We start from the raw sequence: 16540 nt of genomic DNA on the forward strand, positions 1-16540 counted from the left end.
GAGGACGAATTCAGGATGAGCACAGACAGACATGCACAATAGGATCCATGAGTCTTCTTCCGGCAGATCTGCCGCATACCGCGGTTCGTGGTGCCAACTTCGCGCAGGCAGTGGCGAAACTCGTCGCGCAGAGACTGCGTGAGCGGGTCCGCGAGTCACGACTCTCGGACGAGTTCGACCCCCAGGATCAAGACGAATTCGTAGCGGCGGCCTACTTCGCAGGAGACCTGAGCTCGGTCTATCAGCTGGAACAGTGGCTGTGGCCCTTCGAACAGTTGGAAGCTCGTCTCAAAGACAATGGTCACAGCAGCCGCCCTTTCGGGATCATCGTCCGCAACGCGCCGGTCGCCGAGTATCTGCAAGGCGTCACAGATTTCCCGGTGCGGTTCTCGCGTTTGACCACCGGCCTGGACAAGTTCATGCAGTCGCCAAGCCTTCGAGCTGTCTTCTATGTCAATCAGGCGACGAGCAACTTCCAGGCGCTTCGTTATCCGGAGCCAGCTCACATCCACCTCAGCCACGGTGAGAGTGAGAAGATCTCGATGATCTCCAACCAGCTCAAGGGCTATGATTTCGTCTTCACCGCAGGACAGGCCGCTCGACAGCGCATCGAGCAGACTCTCTATGGGCTCAGTGACGATCGTATGTATGACGTCGGACGGCCGCAGTTGGATCGGCCGCGCTCCGTTCCTCGAGAATGGGAAGAGTTCAAGACCGCCCAACCCGATGCGAAAACGGTGTTCTATGCTCCCACGTGGGAGGGCGATTCACCCTCGATGTCGTATGGGACCATCGCGTTCAACGGAGAGGCCATCGTCACCGCACTGCTCGAAGCGGGGTATCGAGTGATCTTCCGACCGCATCCACGCACCGGAGTCATGCGACACGATTTCGAGAAGGCACTGGAAGCAGTCAAAGAGATCGTGGAATCGGATCCGAGAGGCTACCTGGACCAGAGCCCAGACGTGTCGTGGCAGCTCGAGGAAGCTGACGTCGCTGTCGTCGAAATGACGTCCGTGGCCTTCGACTGGCTGTCGTCCGGGAAGCCTCTGGTCATGGTCCAACCGCACGAACCCGGAGCAGAAGTCCTCGACGGAGGTCTCTTGGACCACTGCCCGACGGTGGAGCCCGGGGGACAGGACGACGTCGTCGACCTCATCGATCTGGCCGTGTCCCGCGACGGCTCGGTAGCCGTTCTGGCAGAGTTCTACCTCGGCGACACCGCACCAGGTGCGCAGACCGCGCGCTTCATCCGTTCGAGCGAACGGGTGATCGAGCTGAGGACTGAGGAACACCGGCAGAAGGTCGGTCAGTGAAGCGCATTACAGTTTCTTAACTTGAAGTAACAGAATGGTAAAGTAGCGCGGGACCATTTCCGCGGCTCACGAGTTGGGCTTTGAACACTGGATGGATTCAGCAATGAAACGAGTCATCACGTACGGAACTTTCGACCTGCTCCATTACGGGCATATTCGACTGCTCCAAAGGTGCAAGGAACAGGGCGACTACTTGGTGGTTGCCCTGTCGAGCGACGAATTCAACGCTGGCAAGGGCAAGAAGTCGTACTTCTCCTATGAAGAGCGCAAGCACATGCTCGAAGCCATCCGCTACGTCGACCTCGTCATTCCCGAGGACAACTGGGAACAGAAGTCGACCGACGTCGAAAAATTCCATATCGACACTTTCGTGATGGGCGACGACTGGGAAGGCGAATTCGACTTCCTCAAGGACAAGTGCGAGGTCGTCTATCTGCCGCGCACGCCTGAGATCTCGACGACGCGCATCAAGAGCGAGCTGGGTAAGTCCTGACCGAGATGGCGCGGTCTTCGCGCTATCGTGGCTGGACACCATCCAAGGCTCAGAGAGGAACGGACGTGACCGAACAGTCTCCGGCGAAACATCCGACTCTGTCGGAGCTTCGCGCGAAGGCGCAGCCGGTGGAAGTCCGCAGCCGCAAGAACGCCGAACACTGGACCGCTCAGCTCTATCTCCGTCACATCTCGATCTATTTCACGATGCTGCTCGTCCGCACGAAGATCAGTGCCAACGGCGTCACCGGTCTGATGATCCTCGCCGGCTGGTGCATCGCCGGCAGTCTCCTGATCCCGGGGATCTGGGGTGCAGTCCTTGCTGTGTTCTTCTCCCAGGTCCAGATGTACATCGACTGCTGCGACGGTGAGGTCGCGCGGTGGAGGGGAACCAGCGGAGCCAAAGGTGTGTTCCTCGACAAAGTCGGTCACTACACGACCGAAGGTCTCGTCGCGGTTGCCCTGGGTGTCAGAGCCGTAGGAGAGTGGAGCAACCTCGTCGACGATCCTGCCGGCTCCTACCCGCTTCTGCTGGCCGGAACGGCCCTGGCAGCACTGGTCCTTCTCAACAAGGCACTCAACGACATGGTCCATGTGTCGAGGGCGTTCAACGGCCTCGGCAAACTCGCCGATTCGAAAGAAGCCACCGCGCTCAACCCCGGCATGGTCGCCACTCTCAAACGCATTGCTCGCTTCGTTCCGTTCCACCGCATCTTCCATTCCGTCGAGATGTCGCTGATGGCACTCGTCTCAAGCATCGTCACCGTGTTCGCAGTGTCGTCGGGAGCCGGTCCGCTGTTCGGAGAACGCTGGCTCGTACTCATCATGGCTCCACTGTGCATGCTCTCCGTCATCGGACACTTCCTGTCGATCATGGCGTCGAGGCGACTGTCATGAACGATTCCTCGCGCGTCCTTTCTCAGCGGGCCGAAGAGAACCGCCGCTACACATTCGGCGTCGTCGTCTTGAGCCAGGGCAAACGGTTGGACGACCTCAACCGTGGGTTCGAGTCTCTTCTCGCGCAGAAGGGCGTGGACCTCGACATCGTCTGTGTGGGCAACGGCTGGGAACCTGAGGGCATCCCCGAAGGGGTCAAGAAACTGGCACTGCCGGTGAACCTCGGAATACCGGCAGGTCGCAATGCCGGAGTTCCCCACGTCTCCGGTGAATTCCTGTTCTTCCTCGACGATGACGCCTGGCTGCCTGATGACACTTCGCTGATGCGCATGGCCCAGCTGATGCGCACCAAACCGAGAATCGGGCTGGTCCAGCCCCGCGTCGAAGAGCCCGGCGGACCGAACTCACCGAAACGCTGGATCCCCCGGCTGAAGAAGGGCGCGGCCGATCATTCGTCGAACGTCTTCTCAGTCTGGGAAGGCGCGGTCTGCATGCAGAGACGTGCCTTCGACGAATGCGGCGGATGGCCGGGACCGTTCTGGTACGCCCACGAGGGCATCGAACTCGCGTGGCGAGTCTGGGACGCCGGCTATATCGTCTGGTACATGGGGGACCTTACCGTCGCGCACCCTGTGATCGACCCCAGACGCCACGACGAGTACTTCTATATGAACGCGAGGAACCGCGTCTGGTTGGCACGACGTAACCTGCCGTGGCCATTCAGCTGGGCTTATGTCGGTTCGTGGACCGTGATTCAGTGCATCAAATGGGCGAACAAGCCTCACCAGCTCAAGGCGTGGATGGAAGGGTGGCGTGCCGGTTGGCGGCTCGACCCCTGGGCCGATGATGAAGACCGCCGCAAGCTGTCCGGACGCGGGGTGCTGCGCATGTCGCGGCACGGTCGACCGCCGATCGTATGATCATGCACGGTCCCAGCCGCCGGTAGATGCGGATTCTGCGCATCGCGTTTGCCACCGGTCGTCGTGAATCGCGCAACAGAGAAAAGACAGGGACCGCAGTCGGGTCCTGTCCATCCGACTGAGAAACCACGTGGAGCCGATTGATGCAGCCGACAGCCCCCGTCGCGGAAAACTCCCCCACAAGGAACACCGCGCCGAAGCCGACCGGGTTTCGCGCTGATATTCAGGGGCTGCGTGCGCTGGCTGTGGGAATGGTTCTTCTCTACCACCTGTGGCCGGCCCACTTTCGCGGCGGTTTCGCCGGAGTTGACGTCTTCTTCGTCATCTCGGGATTCCTCATCACCAGCCACCTCATCAAAACTCCACCGCGAAATTGGGCCGATGTGGCCAAGTTCTGGGCACGACGGATCCGACGACTTCTGCCGGCCTCACTTCTCGTGCTCTTCCTCGTCGGGATCGCCACGTTCCTTGTCGCACCGCAGTCGATATGGGCCGATACCGGCCGGCAGATCCTCTCCGCAGGTCTCTACGTCGTCAATTGGGACTTCGCCATCTCCAGTGTCGATTATCTGGCGGCCGACAACGCTCCCTCACCCGTGCAGCACTTCTGGTCGCTGTCCGTCGAAGAACAGTTCTACTTCGTCTGGCCGATGATCATCGGGTTGGCCTTCCTCATCGGCACGAAGCTCGGGCGATCCAAATTGGCCGTCGGCCTCACTGTCGTCGCGATCTTCCTCGCCTCGTTCGTCTTCTCCGTGTGGTACACGACGTCAGAACCGGCCATGGCCTACTTCGTCACCCCCACGCGGATGTGGGAATTGGCAGCGGGCGGTCTGGTCGCGGTCTTCGTTCTCTACGTCCGTCCCGAGCGTCTGCCCTTCAGTTCGCTGCTCGGGTGGATCGGACTCGCCGGGATCGTCGCAGGAGCTTTTCTCATCCGCGCAGACATGCCGTTCCCCGGCTATGTCGCGCTCGTTCCGGTCGTATCGACCGCCCTGGTCATCCTTGCAGATTCGCGTGGCCGTGCTTCTGTGCTGCCGATCCTGTCATTGCGGCCGATTCGGTTCCTCGGTGACATCTCGTATTCCGTCTATCTCTGGCATTGGCCTCTCATCGTCCTCGTGCCCTATCTTTCGGCCAAGCTGGGCCGTTCAGAGAGCCTCGGGGTGATCGACAACATCGCGATCATCCTCGTGTCGATCCTCGCCGCATGGGCGTCGACGACCTGGGTGGAGAACAGGTTCCGAAAAACAGCCCTTCTGAGCAGTTCGAGAAAGACCTTTGCCTTCGCAGGACTTGCTATGGCGCTGGTCGCCGCCCTCGGCCTGAGCCAGATGGTCATCGCCGACAAAATCGTCGAGCAGAACGAGGACAAGCTCCAATCAGAGTTGGCCGACCCGGACTCCTGCCTCGGTGCCGCGGTTCTCCTGCCTGATGCGAAAGACAATCCGCGCTGCGACGACAAGGACACGCTGCAGATGGAACCGGCAGCCGCGAAGAAGGACAAGTCAAAAGCCTATGCCGACGGCTGCTGGGCAAGCGCACCATATGCGGACAGACCTGAATGCACATACGGCGATGGGGCGAAACATGTGGCCCTTGTCGGGAACTCCCACGCCGGCCATTGGCTGCCGACTCTGGAACGGTTGGCCGACGAGAACGATCTGACGATCACAACGTTCTTGGCATCCAACTGCAGTCTGTCGACGCTGCCACACGAACTGTCGACCGAGGAAGACACGAAGGGCTGCCAGGACTACTCAGACTGGGTTGTCGAGCGCACCACCGAAGGCGGATTCGATGCCGTCATCACATCCGAACGGCAGTCGACTCCGCTCCAGGGAATGGGCTGGGACGAGACTGAAGAGAAGGCTCCAGAAGGCCACCGCCCCATTCTGCAGAGCTGGGTCGACGCGAAGTTGGATGTTGTGGTCATCCGAGACACTCCCTACCCGGGAGGAGCGGATATCAACGTGCCGGATTGCGTCGCCAAGCACGAGGACAATCCCGAGGAATGTTCGGGGACTCCGGAAGAGTGGCATTGGATGGATCCGCTTGCTGCGTCGGCGAAGACCATCGATTCAAAGCGGATGTCGATCATCTATCCGCAGGATTGGCTCTGCCCGGAAGGACGATGTGAGCCGGTCATCGGGGGCGTCATCACCTACTTCGATACTGCCCACATCACCGCGACCTACGCACAGACTCTCGCACCCCAGCTTAATGCGAGTCTGCACCGGACCGGCCTCAGCACGTTCGACTGAGCAGATGAGAGTTCTATTCATCGAACTGACAGTCAAGTCGGTTAGCGTCATCCCCAACGGCTCCAAGCCAACCACCGAACATCGAAATCTCTGCAAAGGACGTGACGAGTGAGCACTAGAGGAAGAGCTGCTGACCGATACATCGGCAAGGGAAGAGAGCTGGTGAAGCCCGTGGTTCACGGGATCGCACGGCGGGCCCTGCCTGTGGTCGAAAGGGCATCGGGAACCAAATACGTGCGTGAACGCGCTGCCGGAGGAACAGGGAAATCCGGTGGAGCCTCGAAGAAGGCAGCCGCAGCGACCGCTCGTGCCTACCGACAGCTCGCGGTCGGGCTCAAAGGCAAGACCTCCGAAGAGACCGACGGGTGGAAGACTGCTCCTTCTGGACAGGAAGTCGCTGCCAAATCACGTCAGCTGGCGCGCCTGAAAGCCCACTCGACGCTGTCCGAATCTCTTGCCCACGGCTCGTCCCTCAACGCCGCGGCAGTCGACGCGGGGCGAGCGCTCCTCGCCGAAGGGCTGCAAGCCGAAGCAGTGTCCATCGGGTTGAACCTGCGCAGCAAGCCGGAGTCCGAGGAAGCCGGCCGCATACTTCTGGGCATGGCCTACCAACGCTCTTCCGATCCGGAAGTCGCATGGGCTCAATTCGCGGGCGTGACAGACCGAGCCCTCATCGTCTCAGCCGCCGAAGAATACTATCCGACAGCCATTGACACCCTCGGCGAAGACGCCCTGACTCTGCTCGACCGTTCCGACGAAGCCGGAGAAACAGACCGCTGGAGTGACAGAGCCGTGCTGCGCACCGCCGAATCGGCGTTCTGCATCAACGCGTTCGACCATGTGCGCACTCTGGTCGAATCCAGGCTCGACCGAGATTCCGATGGCGTCGAGTCTGCCGTTCACTATGAACTCACGCGCCTACTCGACTGGCTGCCCGGAGGTCGGCATCTGGAGCCGCTGCCCACGACCGAGGGAAAACGCAACTTCGGTGTGCTCAGCTATGACCAGCCGGGGATCCGCTCTCGCAACATCGGGGACTACATTCAGACGATTGCGTCGATCGGTCACCTGCTCCGCTACGAGAACCTCCAGTTCTTCGGGGATGAAGGTCTGACCAACCTCTTCGCAAATCTTCGCGAAGAGGTCAAGGACGAACGAAAATATGCGGGCCCCCCGGCCGAGCTCAACCTCGTTGAGGTCTATCGAGACGGCAACGTCTATCAGGACATTCCCGACGACACCTGGTACATCGCCTTCGGATGGTACATGCACGACATCTTCGGAAAGTCGTTCAATATCCCCTTCCATCCAAACCTTCGGCCGATTCTGCTGTCGGTCTTCGTGCGCTATCCGGAAATGCTCAAGCCCGACGCCATCGCCTATCTGAAGAAGTACGGTCCGGTCGGATGCCGCGATTGGCAGTCTGTCGCGGTGCTCCGTGCAGTCGGCGTCCCCGCCTTCTTCTCCGGGTGCCTGACAACCACGGTCGATACACTCTTCCCTGCACCTGCCGCCGATCGCCGCACAGGCACTCTGCGAGTTGACTGGATGAAGGACAACAAAGGACCGAAGAAGAAGCAGACCGTCACAGCAATTCGTGACAAGTCATTCCCTGAGAATCTCGAACTGGCGCGAAATTGGGTCGCGGACTATGCGTACAAATACAAGCACGTCCTCACCTCCCGGTTGCACGCCAATCTCCCTGCCCGTTCAGTCGGTGCCGACGTCGACTTCGAACCCAAAAACAAATCAGATTCCCGCTTCGGCGGTCTCATCGGCATCGATGACGTCGAATTCGACGCCATTCGCGCCGGTATCCTCGACAAACTCTCTGTGCTGATCCCCCTGATCGCCACGGGCGCTTCAGAGGACGAAATCTACTCGAAGTGGGTCGAAATCACCGCTGACGACATGGCCGCGGCCGATGAATATCTGGCGACAGCCGAGCTTCCTGTCGCAGATCCGACGACCGTCGCCGCGGCAGTGGACGAGCTTGAGCATCCCGCTCCCGAACCGCAGGTGACCGATGTCTTCATGAGCGTGGAGAAGGGCGAGACGCCACTGATCGCGAAGGCGGCTGCCTCCATTGATGCTCACGCCTCGGCAGACTACCGAGTGTGGCTGCCCGCCGGTGTGGTCACTGCTGCTCAGGCAGAGGAGATTCAGTCACTTCTGTCGAAAGGAACGATCGAGCTTCTGCCGACGGTGACGATCGCCGGCCAGGAGAACGATCTCGACCTCGTGCAGGCCATTCTGCCGGCGCTGTTCCCCAACCATGAACGTCTTATCGTTGTGCCGGCCGCCTCGGAGGTTTCGACGGACATCGCTGAACTCTCGACCGCCGATCTCGGGGATTCGCTGGCTGCGGCGAAGCACGACATCAGGAAGCACCGTTCGAGCGGACTCACCGTGATGAGGAGAATCGCAAGCGCCTTCGGCGACGACCATGACGGGGCCCTCGACTTCGTCTTTGCCAGTCATGCAGGCATGAGCGAGGACTTCACCCCGTTCGATTCACAAGTTGCCGTGCTCAACTTGGAAGGTCTGCGCAACGACGGCATCGTCGAGAGAGTGATCGGGCTCGTGACAGACCACGGAATCAGCTATGCCGATGCGATGCCGGTGATTGTCGGCGGCCGATACTCGGAGCTCGACAGCGAGTGGAATATCCGGGCCCAGTGGGAGGCTGCAGACACCCCGAAACTCGTCAATTGGCGGCGTCAGGATCGTCATTTCGGGCAGATGGCTCTGTCTCGTTGAGTCCCGCCCCTGATCTCGCTGCCGGCAGTCGTCGCTGAGGAAAGGTACCACTAGTGAGACTGAGTGTTCGAAAGACATCTGGCACTGCCGACGTCGGCGGCGCCGCATCGAAACCCTATCCACCGTTCGGGACCGACGCGGTTCATGTCTACAACGTGCTGTGGGGGATTCCCGAGTCGATGGGCGGCATGACAACCGCGGCCCTTCGCCGGATACGGAGCTTTCAGACATACGGAAACTCTCTGTCGCAAACCATTCTGACCTTCGACCCGCGGATGGACACCGATGGGATCCGCAATCGGTTGATCTCTCAAGGAAAGATGCGAGACGACGTCGAGCTCGTGAACATCTGGCAGGAGCTGCGACAAAGGACCGAATCTCAGCTGTCGACGCTTGTGGGACAACCGCTGAATGCTCCGCTGCCCGCAGAAGACGGTGAACTCGAGAACGTCACCGCCTACTATGACGCTTTCCGCAATTCCGCCACGGGAAAGATCATTCGTCGCAACTATCTCAGGAGCGACGGAAGTCTGCTGCTTGCAGATGTTCAGGACCCGAAATTGGGCCGACGATTCGTTCTGCATTCCGCGAGCGGTGAGCCGATGACCGAGTGGCGGCGACCGCGAGACTTCTATAATGCCTGGATCTCGTCGATTGTCACCGAAGAGCCTGCTGTTGTCATCGTCGATGACAAGAAGGTCAGCGAGTTCATCCACGAGATTCCCGACCGGAGCTTCGGTCTCATCCTCTTCCTCCACGGCACGCATCTTCGTCATCCGTGGAATGGCAACCACGGAAAGATTCTCCCTCGGCGTATGGATACCGTGCGCAACCTCGACCGTTTCGATGTTGTCGGTGTCCAAACCGAACAACAGGCCGAAGCGATCAGAGCCATTGGGCTCCCAGACGACAACCCGAGGCTGCTCACGGGGGAGCTGCCGTCTGGGGCGGTGCTGTCTGAACTGCCGGTCCGTCGTGAGCCGAACGACGCTGTGATGATCGCCAACCTCCTCCGGCTCAAACGTGTGGACCATGCGATTCGCGCAATCGCGAAGTTGTGGGACCGGGGCATCAGTGTCTCATTGACTGTGCTCGGGGAAGGTCCGGAGCGGCAGAATCTGGAGCAGCTCGTCGAGGAACTCGACCTCGGCGACAGTGTCAATCTGCCTGGTTATGTGCACGACGTCCCTGACCGCTTGCAGTCTGCGTCATTCTCCATGCTGACAAGTACGAGCGAAGGTCTTCCACTGTCGATGATGGAAGCGATGGGTGCCGGATGCGTTCCCATCGTCTATGACATCACGTATGGGCCGAGGGACCTGATCGATCACGGTCACAATGGCTTCATAACACCGTGGAGCGATGTCGATGCGCTCGCTGACCAGATTGAGCAGTTCTTGTCGTTAGACGCCGCGCAGGTTGAGAGCATGCGGAGGGCGGCGATGAAGACTGTCGAACGCTACCTCCCGGAAGCCGGATACCGGCGGTGGCAGAGAACTCTTGAGCAGCTGCGGCTCCCCCAGCTGCCCGGCGCCCAAGAGGGTGCGTCTGTTGCGCCCGTCGAGGCAAACAGGCTCCGGACGGCGTCGACACTTCGTGGAGGTCGGCTTGAGGTAGAAATCGACCAGCTGCATCGGTCGGTTGCCAAGGACCTGCAATTGGTTATCGCACGACGCGACCTCAGCACATTCTTCATCTGCAGCGAGCCGGAGATCTCGACCCGACGGTTCGGGCACCGACTAGCGCTCTCCTTCGAAGTGGACCACGAAAACTTCTCCGAATCTGCCGGTGAGACCTTCGACGTCTACCTGCGACACCCCCACGATCTGTGGACGTCGAAGCGGAGAATCAGCACCCCGAGGAGCTTTCGTCCAGAATGCGTCGGCGCTTGGGAGTGGTACCCGACGAAATACGGAAACCTGTCCGTCCGACCCCGATCATGACTGTGCCGAGCTCAGTGCCTACTCGTCGCTTGACTCGGCGTTGATGCTCTCGGAATGGAAGCTCTCCAGCTCGACCGTGCGATCGGCGATGAGCTTGGACACCGCCTCGGTGAACAGAGCGGACGAAGTCCCCTTTTCGCCTTCGCCGAAGTAGAACTGCCTCAGCTCGCGTCGAGCCCCTGCTGCGGTGTCCTCTGTGAGCATCTCAGTGAGCATCGCCTCGACACCCCTGATCGTCGACGCATTGATGACGGGAGTCGCACGACTGATCGGTGCTTCGACGTTGAGCGTGGAGATGTCATTGCGACGATCGGTCAGTGCGAGCGGCTTGTCTGACTGCAGATAGAGGAAGTCGAGGCCGACGCTGGAGATATCTGAGTATTCGGTGGTGTGAGCGCCACTGACTATTGTGGTTGAGCGCCACCCGATATTGCCTTTCAGCGCCACCGGGTCGTGGCGGTGAGCGCCAGGCCGTCACCCGACGCTCACCGACAATTGGTCACTGCGTGGCTGTACTGATGTGTTCGCGCATGTTCATCTCCCCAGTCGTGATCCAGATCGTGTTGTGAACGATACGATCCATGATCGCATCCGCGTGGACACCGGACCCGAGTCGTTGATGCCAGTCCTTCTTCGCATACTGGGTGCAGAACACCGTCGATGTCGTATCGTAACGACGTTCAAGGAGCTCGAGCAGCATCGAACGGACATCGTCATCGGGTTCGTCGAGCAACCATTCATCGATGACTAACAGCGTGAACGCCGAGTATTTGCGTAACCATTTCTCCCGACCGCCCGGCTTGTCCTGCGCAGTGGCCCACGATTCTTCAAGATCGGGCATGCGAATGTAGTAGGCACGGTAGCGATGCTGACAGGCCTGCTTCGCCAGCGCCGACCCCAGATACGACTTGCCAGACCCGGTGAACCCCTGGAACACAACGTTTTGCTGCCGGGTGATGAACGAGGCGGTTCCGAGTTGAGCGATGACGTCACGGTCGAGGCCGCGCTGGTCGATCAGCGCGATCCGACGCAGATCCGCATCGGGATATCGCAGTCCAGCCCGGCGGATGAGCCCCTCGACTTTCGCATGGGTGAACGCAGCATGAGCGTCATCGACAGCGAGCTGGATGCGCTCTTCGAATGGCATTCCCAGGGTGAGAGCGTCGTCTTGGGCATCGAGTGCGCTCAGCAGGCTTGTTGACCCCATTTCACGCAGTTTCCGTTTCGTTTCGTCATCGAGACGAGTCATCGTTGTCCTCCTGCGTAGTAGTCTGGCCCACGAACGAAACCGACCGTGGGCGTTGGTCCAGCAGCGGGCAGCCCGGACGGTTCAGGGCTTCGTCTGCGCTTGCTGGAAGGCGTGTCTTGCCCACTGTCGAGAATCGGCCGCAAATGCGCATACCGTGGTGATCGAATCCGACCCGATAACGCGATACCAGCGGCGGCTTCGACTCGTTTAGGAGAGAAGCGGCGCGACAGGCGCAGCACTGCCAGTGCCGCGTTCAGTCCCTGTTCCTCAACGGGCACGGACTCGAAGATCCGGTTGATCACCGTCGTCGTGTCTTGTCCGATACGAGCTGCCCATTCCCGCACGCGAGGCCCGTCCCATTGTTGATACCTCTCACCATGGGGCAGGTCGCCATCGTGTGTGTGATGGGTGTTGATGACTCCTGCCAGCGGAAGCAGGTGACTCGAAAGCCGCGTGTGCCCGTCGAAGATCTCGACTGTCGTTTCCGTGATCCGTAAGTCGACGCTGGAACCGACATGCGCATAGGGCACGGAGTAGAAGTTCTTCTCGAACACCACGTGCCCGTCTTTGCGGACTTTCCTCCCATAGATCCAGCGGCTGATCTCATAAGCAACCGCCGGCAACGGCCGCAGCAGGGGCCGTTCCTCGGCGTCGAAGACCGATGCCCGTGATCCAGGGCGTTTCTGAAACGGTTGGGCGTTGTAGGCCCGCATTCGTTCATAGATCGCCTCACGTAGCTGAGGCAGTGTTCGAAAGGTCTGTCCGCGCAGTGCCGCGATGACCTGGGTGGCGATATTGCCGACCGTGTTTTCAACACTGGCCTTGTCCTTGGGTTTCCTGACTCGGCCCGGCAGGACGGCTGCCGAATAGTGTGCAGCCAGCTCACGATAGGCATCATTGAGGATGATCTCTCCTTCCCGAGGATGGGAGATCACGCCGGTCTTGAGGTTGTCGGGCACGATCCGGGGCACGCTGCCGCCGAACCAGTCGAACATCGCTATATGCGCCCGCAGCCAGGTGTCCTGCTTCATATCCAGGGCCGGTTCAACAAACGCGTAGCGCGAGAACGGCAGGCAACCGACGAAGAGAAAGACTTTCGTGTGTGTCCCCGCGACCGGGTCGGTAAGCGTCATCGTTTTGCCCGACCAGTCGACTTCGACGCTTTGGCCGGCCTTGTGTCCGACTCGAGAGGCCAGGCCGGAAACGAGCACATGGTGCTGGTAGGTCTTGCAGAAGCGGTCATAGCCCATCGCCGGCGAGTCTGTGGTGGCGCAGGCGTCACGGTACTCGCTATGCAATAGTTTCAGCGTGACCCCGACGCGCGCGAGTTCGCGGTGGACTTCACTCCAATCAGGTTGGGCGTAGACACTCTCATGCTGGCCACGGCCAGGAAACAATCGAGCGTAGACATCGGCATCCGGCATCCCGGCTGCCTCGTCGTAGGACAGCCCCACGGCGTCAGCGGCAGCGATGACGGCGTCGACGGAATGTCTCGACATGCCCTGAGCGGCAATCTGGCGGCGAGAGAGTCCTTCAGATCGGAGGCGAAGCACCAACTTCGCTTTAATTTTGCGTACCATTCGTTTTGCTCCTTCTACCGCGTGAGTGGCCACGCGGTAGAAGGAGCCTAGAAACAGGTGGCGCTGAAGTCGAATATTCGGGGGCGCTCACGACGCCGGTCGACACCCAAGACAGGCGGCGCTCAAAGACGAGCGCAGTGGCGCCCAAGAAGCCGAATATTCAGATATCAGTGATCAGCAGATCGACGGCGTCGAACATGGCGAGGATGTCGCCCTGCATGAGCACTTGATGCTGCAGAGACTCATCAGCAATGTACGCGTTCGCTGCCTCAATGAGTGCGAGAATCCGAGCGTTCGCCTCGGCCATCGCAGGGTCTTTCGACGCTTCCACACGAGGGTGGGGTTTGTAGATCAGTCGAGTATCGGGGAGCTGAAGAACGGCTTCGGCGATTTGAGGCCCATAGAGATCGACCGAGGTGTAATTGTTCGACTCGTTTTCTCCCTCCCATGTAGGTGCGTACATGATCGTTCGCCCTGAGGATGGCTCGAGTTCTGGGAGCCTATCTATATCTAATTGCGGTCGCCCAACCTTAACCAATGCTGACTCGTCGAAATCTATGAGGGCTCTGCGGTGCCTCTCGATCGCTGCGTCCCCTGCAACAAATACCCTGTCATACGACTTGGCTTGATTAGAAACCATGCTCAATTTGTCCGATTCACCATGGTTGACGTGAACGTGCACCATTGGCGCGAATGCGAGGGATTGGAAATTCGTCACTCCATTGTTGACATAGAGCGCAAGCCTGAAGGCGTTGGCATGATAGAAAGCATGCAGGGGGTCGAACCGTCGTTTGAACACCACCGGAAGACCTGTGGACTCGAGCGCGCGAAGCAGAGCAGAACCCTTACGAACAACCAAGACGACCTTGTGCTTCTTGTGCAACTCTTCAAGAACCGGAATCCACTGTTCGACCTGATAGAATTTCGAGCTCTGATCTCCGAAGTAGACGACCACCTCGCCCCTGACATAGTTGCCATCGAATTCGTATTCGAGCTGGTTCCAACGCTCGGTGCCTCTAATCCACTTGCTTGTTGCCTTCCAGGCAGATGATCGCACAGCCCACAGAGCAGTCTTACGCATCAGGTTCTTCACGATTTCCCTTTCGACGTGGAGCCAGGCTCTTATACATCACACAAACAAGCGGTTCCGTGTCCAATGTTACGGGCAAACGCGCCATCGAATGCTCAAACGGTGTGTCCGTCGGTAGTGAAGATGGTGACATCTGCCGGGCAAACAGTCGATAACGCCGCGCCTGCCTTGAGAAAGTTCTGTTAGCTCAGCCCTCATGGTTGTGGCCCACCGCAGGTCCGCTTCGCCGTCTCTGTATGATCCTCACGTGTTGTTAACAGATTGTGTAGGAATCTGAATGCGCGCGCTGAGATTCCCGTGGGCAGTTGAGTATAGGGCCAGATGGTCGGAAGAATTTTCAATCAGTGAATCTTCGCTGGAAACACGGATGCGCTGGAAGTCTCTTCCATCGACGAGATCAACGGAGATGTCGATAAGACCCCGCGGAATGCTCGAGAAACAGCTGAGAGGTATTTTCGCGTTGAAGCGCGTCCCGGAAATTAAGCCAGCTAGTCTCCCGAAATGGCTCCCTTTGCGTGCCTTCCACACAAAATATGCTGCTTCAGGACTGGGTAGCAAAGGTGAATCAATTTCGACTGCAATGTCGATGACATCAGATGTTGATGTCGCTCCGACAAGCTCTGCCACTCCCCTTGAGAGTGGTGTTAGCGCATCGAATGATTGTTCTGCGAACACTTCTCCCCATCTCGAGATAATTCGATTGGCGAAGAAGTCGGAAGCGCGGTGAAGCGCCGCCTCGCGCATAGCTCGTCGTTCGTTTTCGCTCATTGTTGTAAATCGGGCGATCACATCGGCTAAGGCATTCGTATCCCCGTCTCGGATGAGGAAGCCATCGACGCCATCGGTAATAATGTCAGCCGGACCGTACCGAATGTCGTATGCGATAGGTATACAGCCGGCGGCCATGCTTTCGAGGATGACAAGCCCTTGACCTTCTGATCTGCTTGTCAGCAAACTAAAGGAAGCGTTCAAGAATCTTTGCTTAGCCCCTGGAGTATGGCCGTGGAAGGTAATCAGTCCCGCCCTGCCGAGGCGCTCAGTTCTAGCCTCTAGATCATCGCGCCCCTCGCCGTCTCCGTAAACGTCGAGGGTGATGCCCGGAACTTTCTCAGATGCTTGATGTATTGCACTCACGGCATCTGAGACTCGCTTGGCGCGCACCAGTCGGGCGATCATCGCCCCGTGTCGGGGATCGCGTGCAGCATCGGGGCTTCCTCGGAGGTCAGAGGTGATATTGGAGACTGCGCGCAGGTTAGAGGAGGCCAGTTGAGAGCGGACCATGTCCTTGCGCTGTTGGTCCGTTAGATTAACGACAAGGTCAAACGAGTCTAAATGGCTGAGTATCTCTAGCTTATCCGGAGACAATTCGCTGTAAAGGCCTCTTGAGGGGTCCCGCAGGAAGTGACTGTGTATGACTTGGCATAGAATCACGTTGTCACGGCGATAATCATGGACGAGTCCCCCAGCGAATGACGAGTCGGAAATTAGAAACGCCTTCTTACTTGCAAGTACGGAGTCGAGCCACGAGTGATAGAAGGCTCGCGCAGTCGACCACTGTCCGACGGGCAGCCGCTTGCTATCAAACAGTGTGATTCGTCGTCCCCCGCGGTGGCCACGTTTCCGAACGTCCTGTCGGTCACTGACTAAGAGCGTTCCATTGTCGCGGTAGCGATCAACTTGCAATACTGCGCCGTCAGCGCTGGTCCTTGTTTCGGTCCACGAATTGCCAGTACGTGGTAGCACATCGTCGAAAGGGTTCTGGATTTCTTCGTATTCGCCTCTCATGTCTGAAAGTTTGCGGTCCGTGCGCGTAAGAAGGTCAGCCCAAACGTTCCGAATCTTGACCCTGCGATCGAGAAGTCCGTCGGTACGTAGCTCCCTCTCACGCTTCCCGTCCTTCATTTCTGGGCTGAGGGTCAGAATTTCCACGCGGCGATTGTCAACTTGGGCGAACGCCGAGCTGCGTTGAAGGACCACAGTCGTCATTCCACCGAATTCTTCCGCTATACCCCACGTAAATGTGTAGTAA

12 protein-coding genes are annotated in these 16540 nt (G+C 59.0%); 7 read left to right on the forward strand and 5 right to left on the reverse strand.

Translation table 11 applies throughout. From position 1 onward, the window contains the following. Positions 1 to 47: 47 nt before the first annotated feature. The 7 genes from ACQE2J_RS04640 (at position 48) to ACQE2J_RS04670 (ending at position 10592) form a co-directional block, all read left to right on the forward strand. A complete protein-coding gene (locus ACQE2J_RS04640) occupies positions 48 to 1316 on the forward strand; it encodes a CDP-glycerol glycerophosphotransferase family protein (RefSeq protein ID WP_426937188.1) in 1269 nt (422 codons plus the stop codon). A gap of 103 nt (positions 1317 to 1419) precedes the next feature. Then, a complete protein-coding gene (gene tagD / locus ACQE2J_RS04645; protein WP_135538892.1) occupies positions 1420 to 1809 on the forward strand; it encodes a glycerol-3-phosphate cytidylyltransferase in 390 nt (129 codons plus the stop codon). Between the two features lie 65 nt (positions 1810 to 1874). Continuing rightward, positions 1875 to 2705 (forward strand): CDP-alcohol phosphatidyltransferase family protein, encoded by an 831-nt coding sequence (locus ACQE2J_RS04650; RefSeq protein WP_426937189.1) that lies wholly within the window; start codon positions 1875 to 1877, stop codon positions 2703 to 2705. Further along, the gene (locus ACQE2J_RS04655) at positions 2702 to 3625 is read left to right on the forward strand and encodes a glycosyltransferase family 2 protein (protein WP_426937190.1); all 924 of its coding nucleotides are present in this window, start codon (positions 2702 to 2704) and stop codon (positions 3623 to 3625) included. The genes ACQE2J_RS04650 and ACQE2J_RS04655 overlap by 4 nt, the downstream gene beginning before the upstream one ends. A gap of 143 nt (positions 3626 to 3768) precedes the next feature. After that, complete coding sequence (locus tag ACQE2J_RS04660) at positions 3769 to 5889, forward strand: acyltransferase family protein (RefSeq protein ID WP_426937191.1); 2121 nt, start codon at positions 3769 to 3771, stop codon at positions 5887 to 5889. A gap of 162 nt (positions 5890 to 6051) precedes the next feature. Then, positions 6052 to 8649, forward strand: a complete 2598-nt coding sequence (locus tag ACQE2J_RS04665; protein WP_426937192.1) for a polysaccharide pyruvyl transferase family protein — start codon at positions 6052 to 6054, stop codon at positions 8647 to 8649. A gap of 179 nt (positions 8650 to 8828) precedes the next feature. Continuing rightward, complete coding sequence (locus tag ACQE2J_RS04670; RefSeq protein WP_426937193.1) at positions 8829 to 10592, forward strand: glycosyltransferase; 1764 nt, start codon at positions 8829 to 8831, stop codon at positions 10590 to 10592. A gap of 18 nt (positions 10593 to 10610) precedes the next feature. On the opposite strand, the gene ACQE2J_RS04675 is transcribed toward ACQE2J_RS04670, so the two are convergent. The 5 genes from ACQE2J_RS04675 to ACQE2J_RS04695 all read right to left on the reverse strand — a co-directional run bounded on the left by ACQE2J_RS04675 (position 10611) and on the right by ACQE2J_RS04695 (position 16440). Further along, the gene (locus ACQE2J_RS04675; RefSeq protein WP_426937194.1) at positions 10611 to 11039 is read right to left on the reverse strand and encodes a hypothetical protein; all 429 of its coding nucleotides are present in this window, start codon (positions 11037 to 11039) and stop codon (positions 10611 to 10613) included. 52 nt (positions 11040 to 11091) lie between these two features. Then, positions 11092 to 11841, reverse strand: a complete 750-nt coding sequence (locus tag ACQE2J_RS04680; protein ID WP_101555552.1) for an ATP-binding protein — start codon at positions 11839 to 11841, stop codon at positions 11092 to 11094. After that, a complete protein-coding gene (istA, locus tag ACQE2J_RS04685; protein WP_426936501.1) occupies positions 11838 to 13421 on the reverse strand; it encodes an IS21 family transposase in 1584 nt (527 codons plus the stop codon). The genes ACQE2J_RS04680 and istA overlap by 4 nt, the downstream gene beginning before the upstream one ends. 160 nt (positions 13422 to 13581) lie before the next feature. Then, the gene (locus ACQE2J_RS04690) at positions 13582 to 14514 is read right to left on the reverse strand and encodes a CDP-glycerol glycerophosphotransferase family protein (RefSeq protein ID WP_426937195.1); all 933 of its coding nucleotides are present in this window, start codon (positions 14512 to 14514) and stop codon (positions 13582 to 13584) included. 240 nt (positions 14515 to 14754) lie between these two features. Further along, positions 14755 to 16440, reverse strand: a complete 1686-nt coding sequence (locus tag ACQE2J_RS04695) for a glycosyltransferase (protein ID WP_426937196.1) — start codon at positions 16438 to 16440, stop codon at positions 14755 to 14757. Between the last annotated feature and the right edge of the window lie 100 nt (positions 16441 to 16540).

This window comes from Brevibacterium sp. LE-L (assembly GCF_050214925.1).
Classification (GTDB): domain Bacteria; phylum Actinomycetota; class Actinomycetes; order Actinomycetales; family Brevibacteriaceae; genus Brevibacterium.

Bases quoted from the DNA above. Each gene is read 5' to 3' on its own strand.
- ACQE2J_RS04680 (WP_101555552.1), bottom strand. From the start codon at position 11,841: ATGACTCGTCTCGATGACGAAACGAAACGGAAACTGCGTGAAATGGGG.
- ACQE2J_RS04660 (WP_426937191.1), top strand. From the start codon at position 3,769: ATGCAGCCGACAGCCCCCGTCGCGGAAAACTCCCCCACAAGGAACACC.
- ACQE2J_RS04670 (WP_426937193.1), top strand. From the start codon at position 8,829: ATGGGCGGCATGACAACCGCGGCCCTTCGCCGGATACGGAGCTTTCAG.
- istA (WP_426936501.1), bottom strand. From the start codon at position 13,421: ATGGTACGCAAAATTAAAGCGAAGTTGGTGCTTCGCCTCCGATCTGAA.
- ACQE2J_RS04655 (WP_426937190.1), top strand. From the start codon at position 2,702: ATGAACGATTCCTCGCGCGTCCTTTCTCAGCGGGCCGAAGAGAACCGC.
- ACQE2J_RS04640 (WP_426937188.1), top strand. From the start codon at position 48: ATGAGTCTTCTTCCGGCAGATCTGCCGCATACCGCGGTTCGTGGTGCC.
- tagD (WP_135538892.1), top strand. From the start codon at position 1,420: ATGAAACGAGTCATCACGTACGGAACTTTCGACCTGCTCCATTACGGG.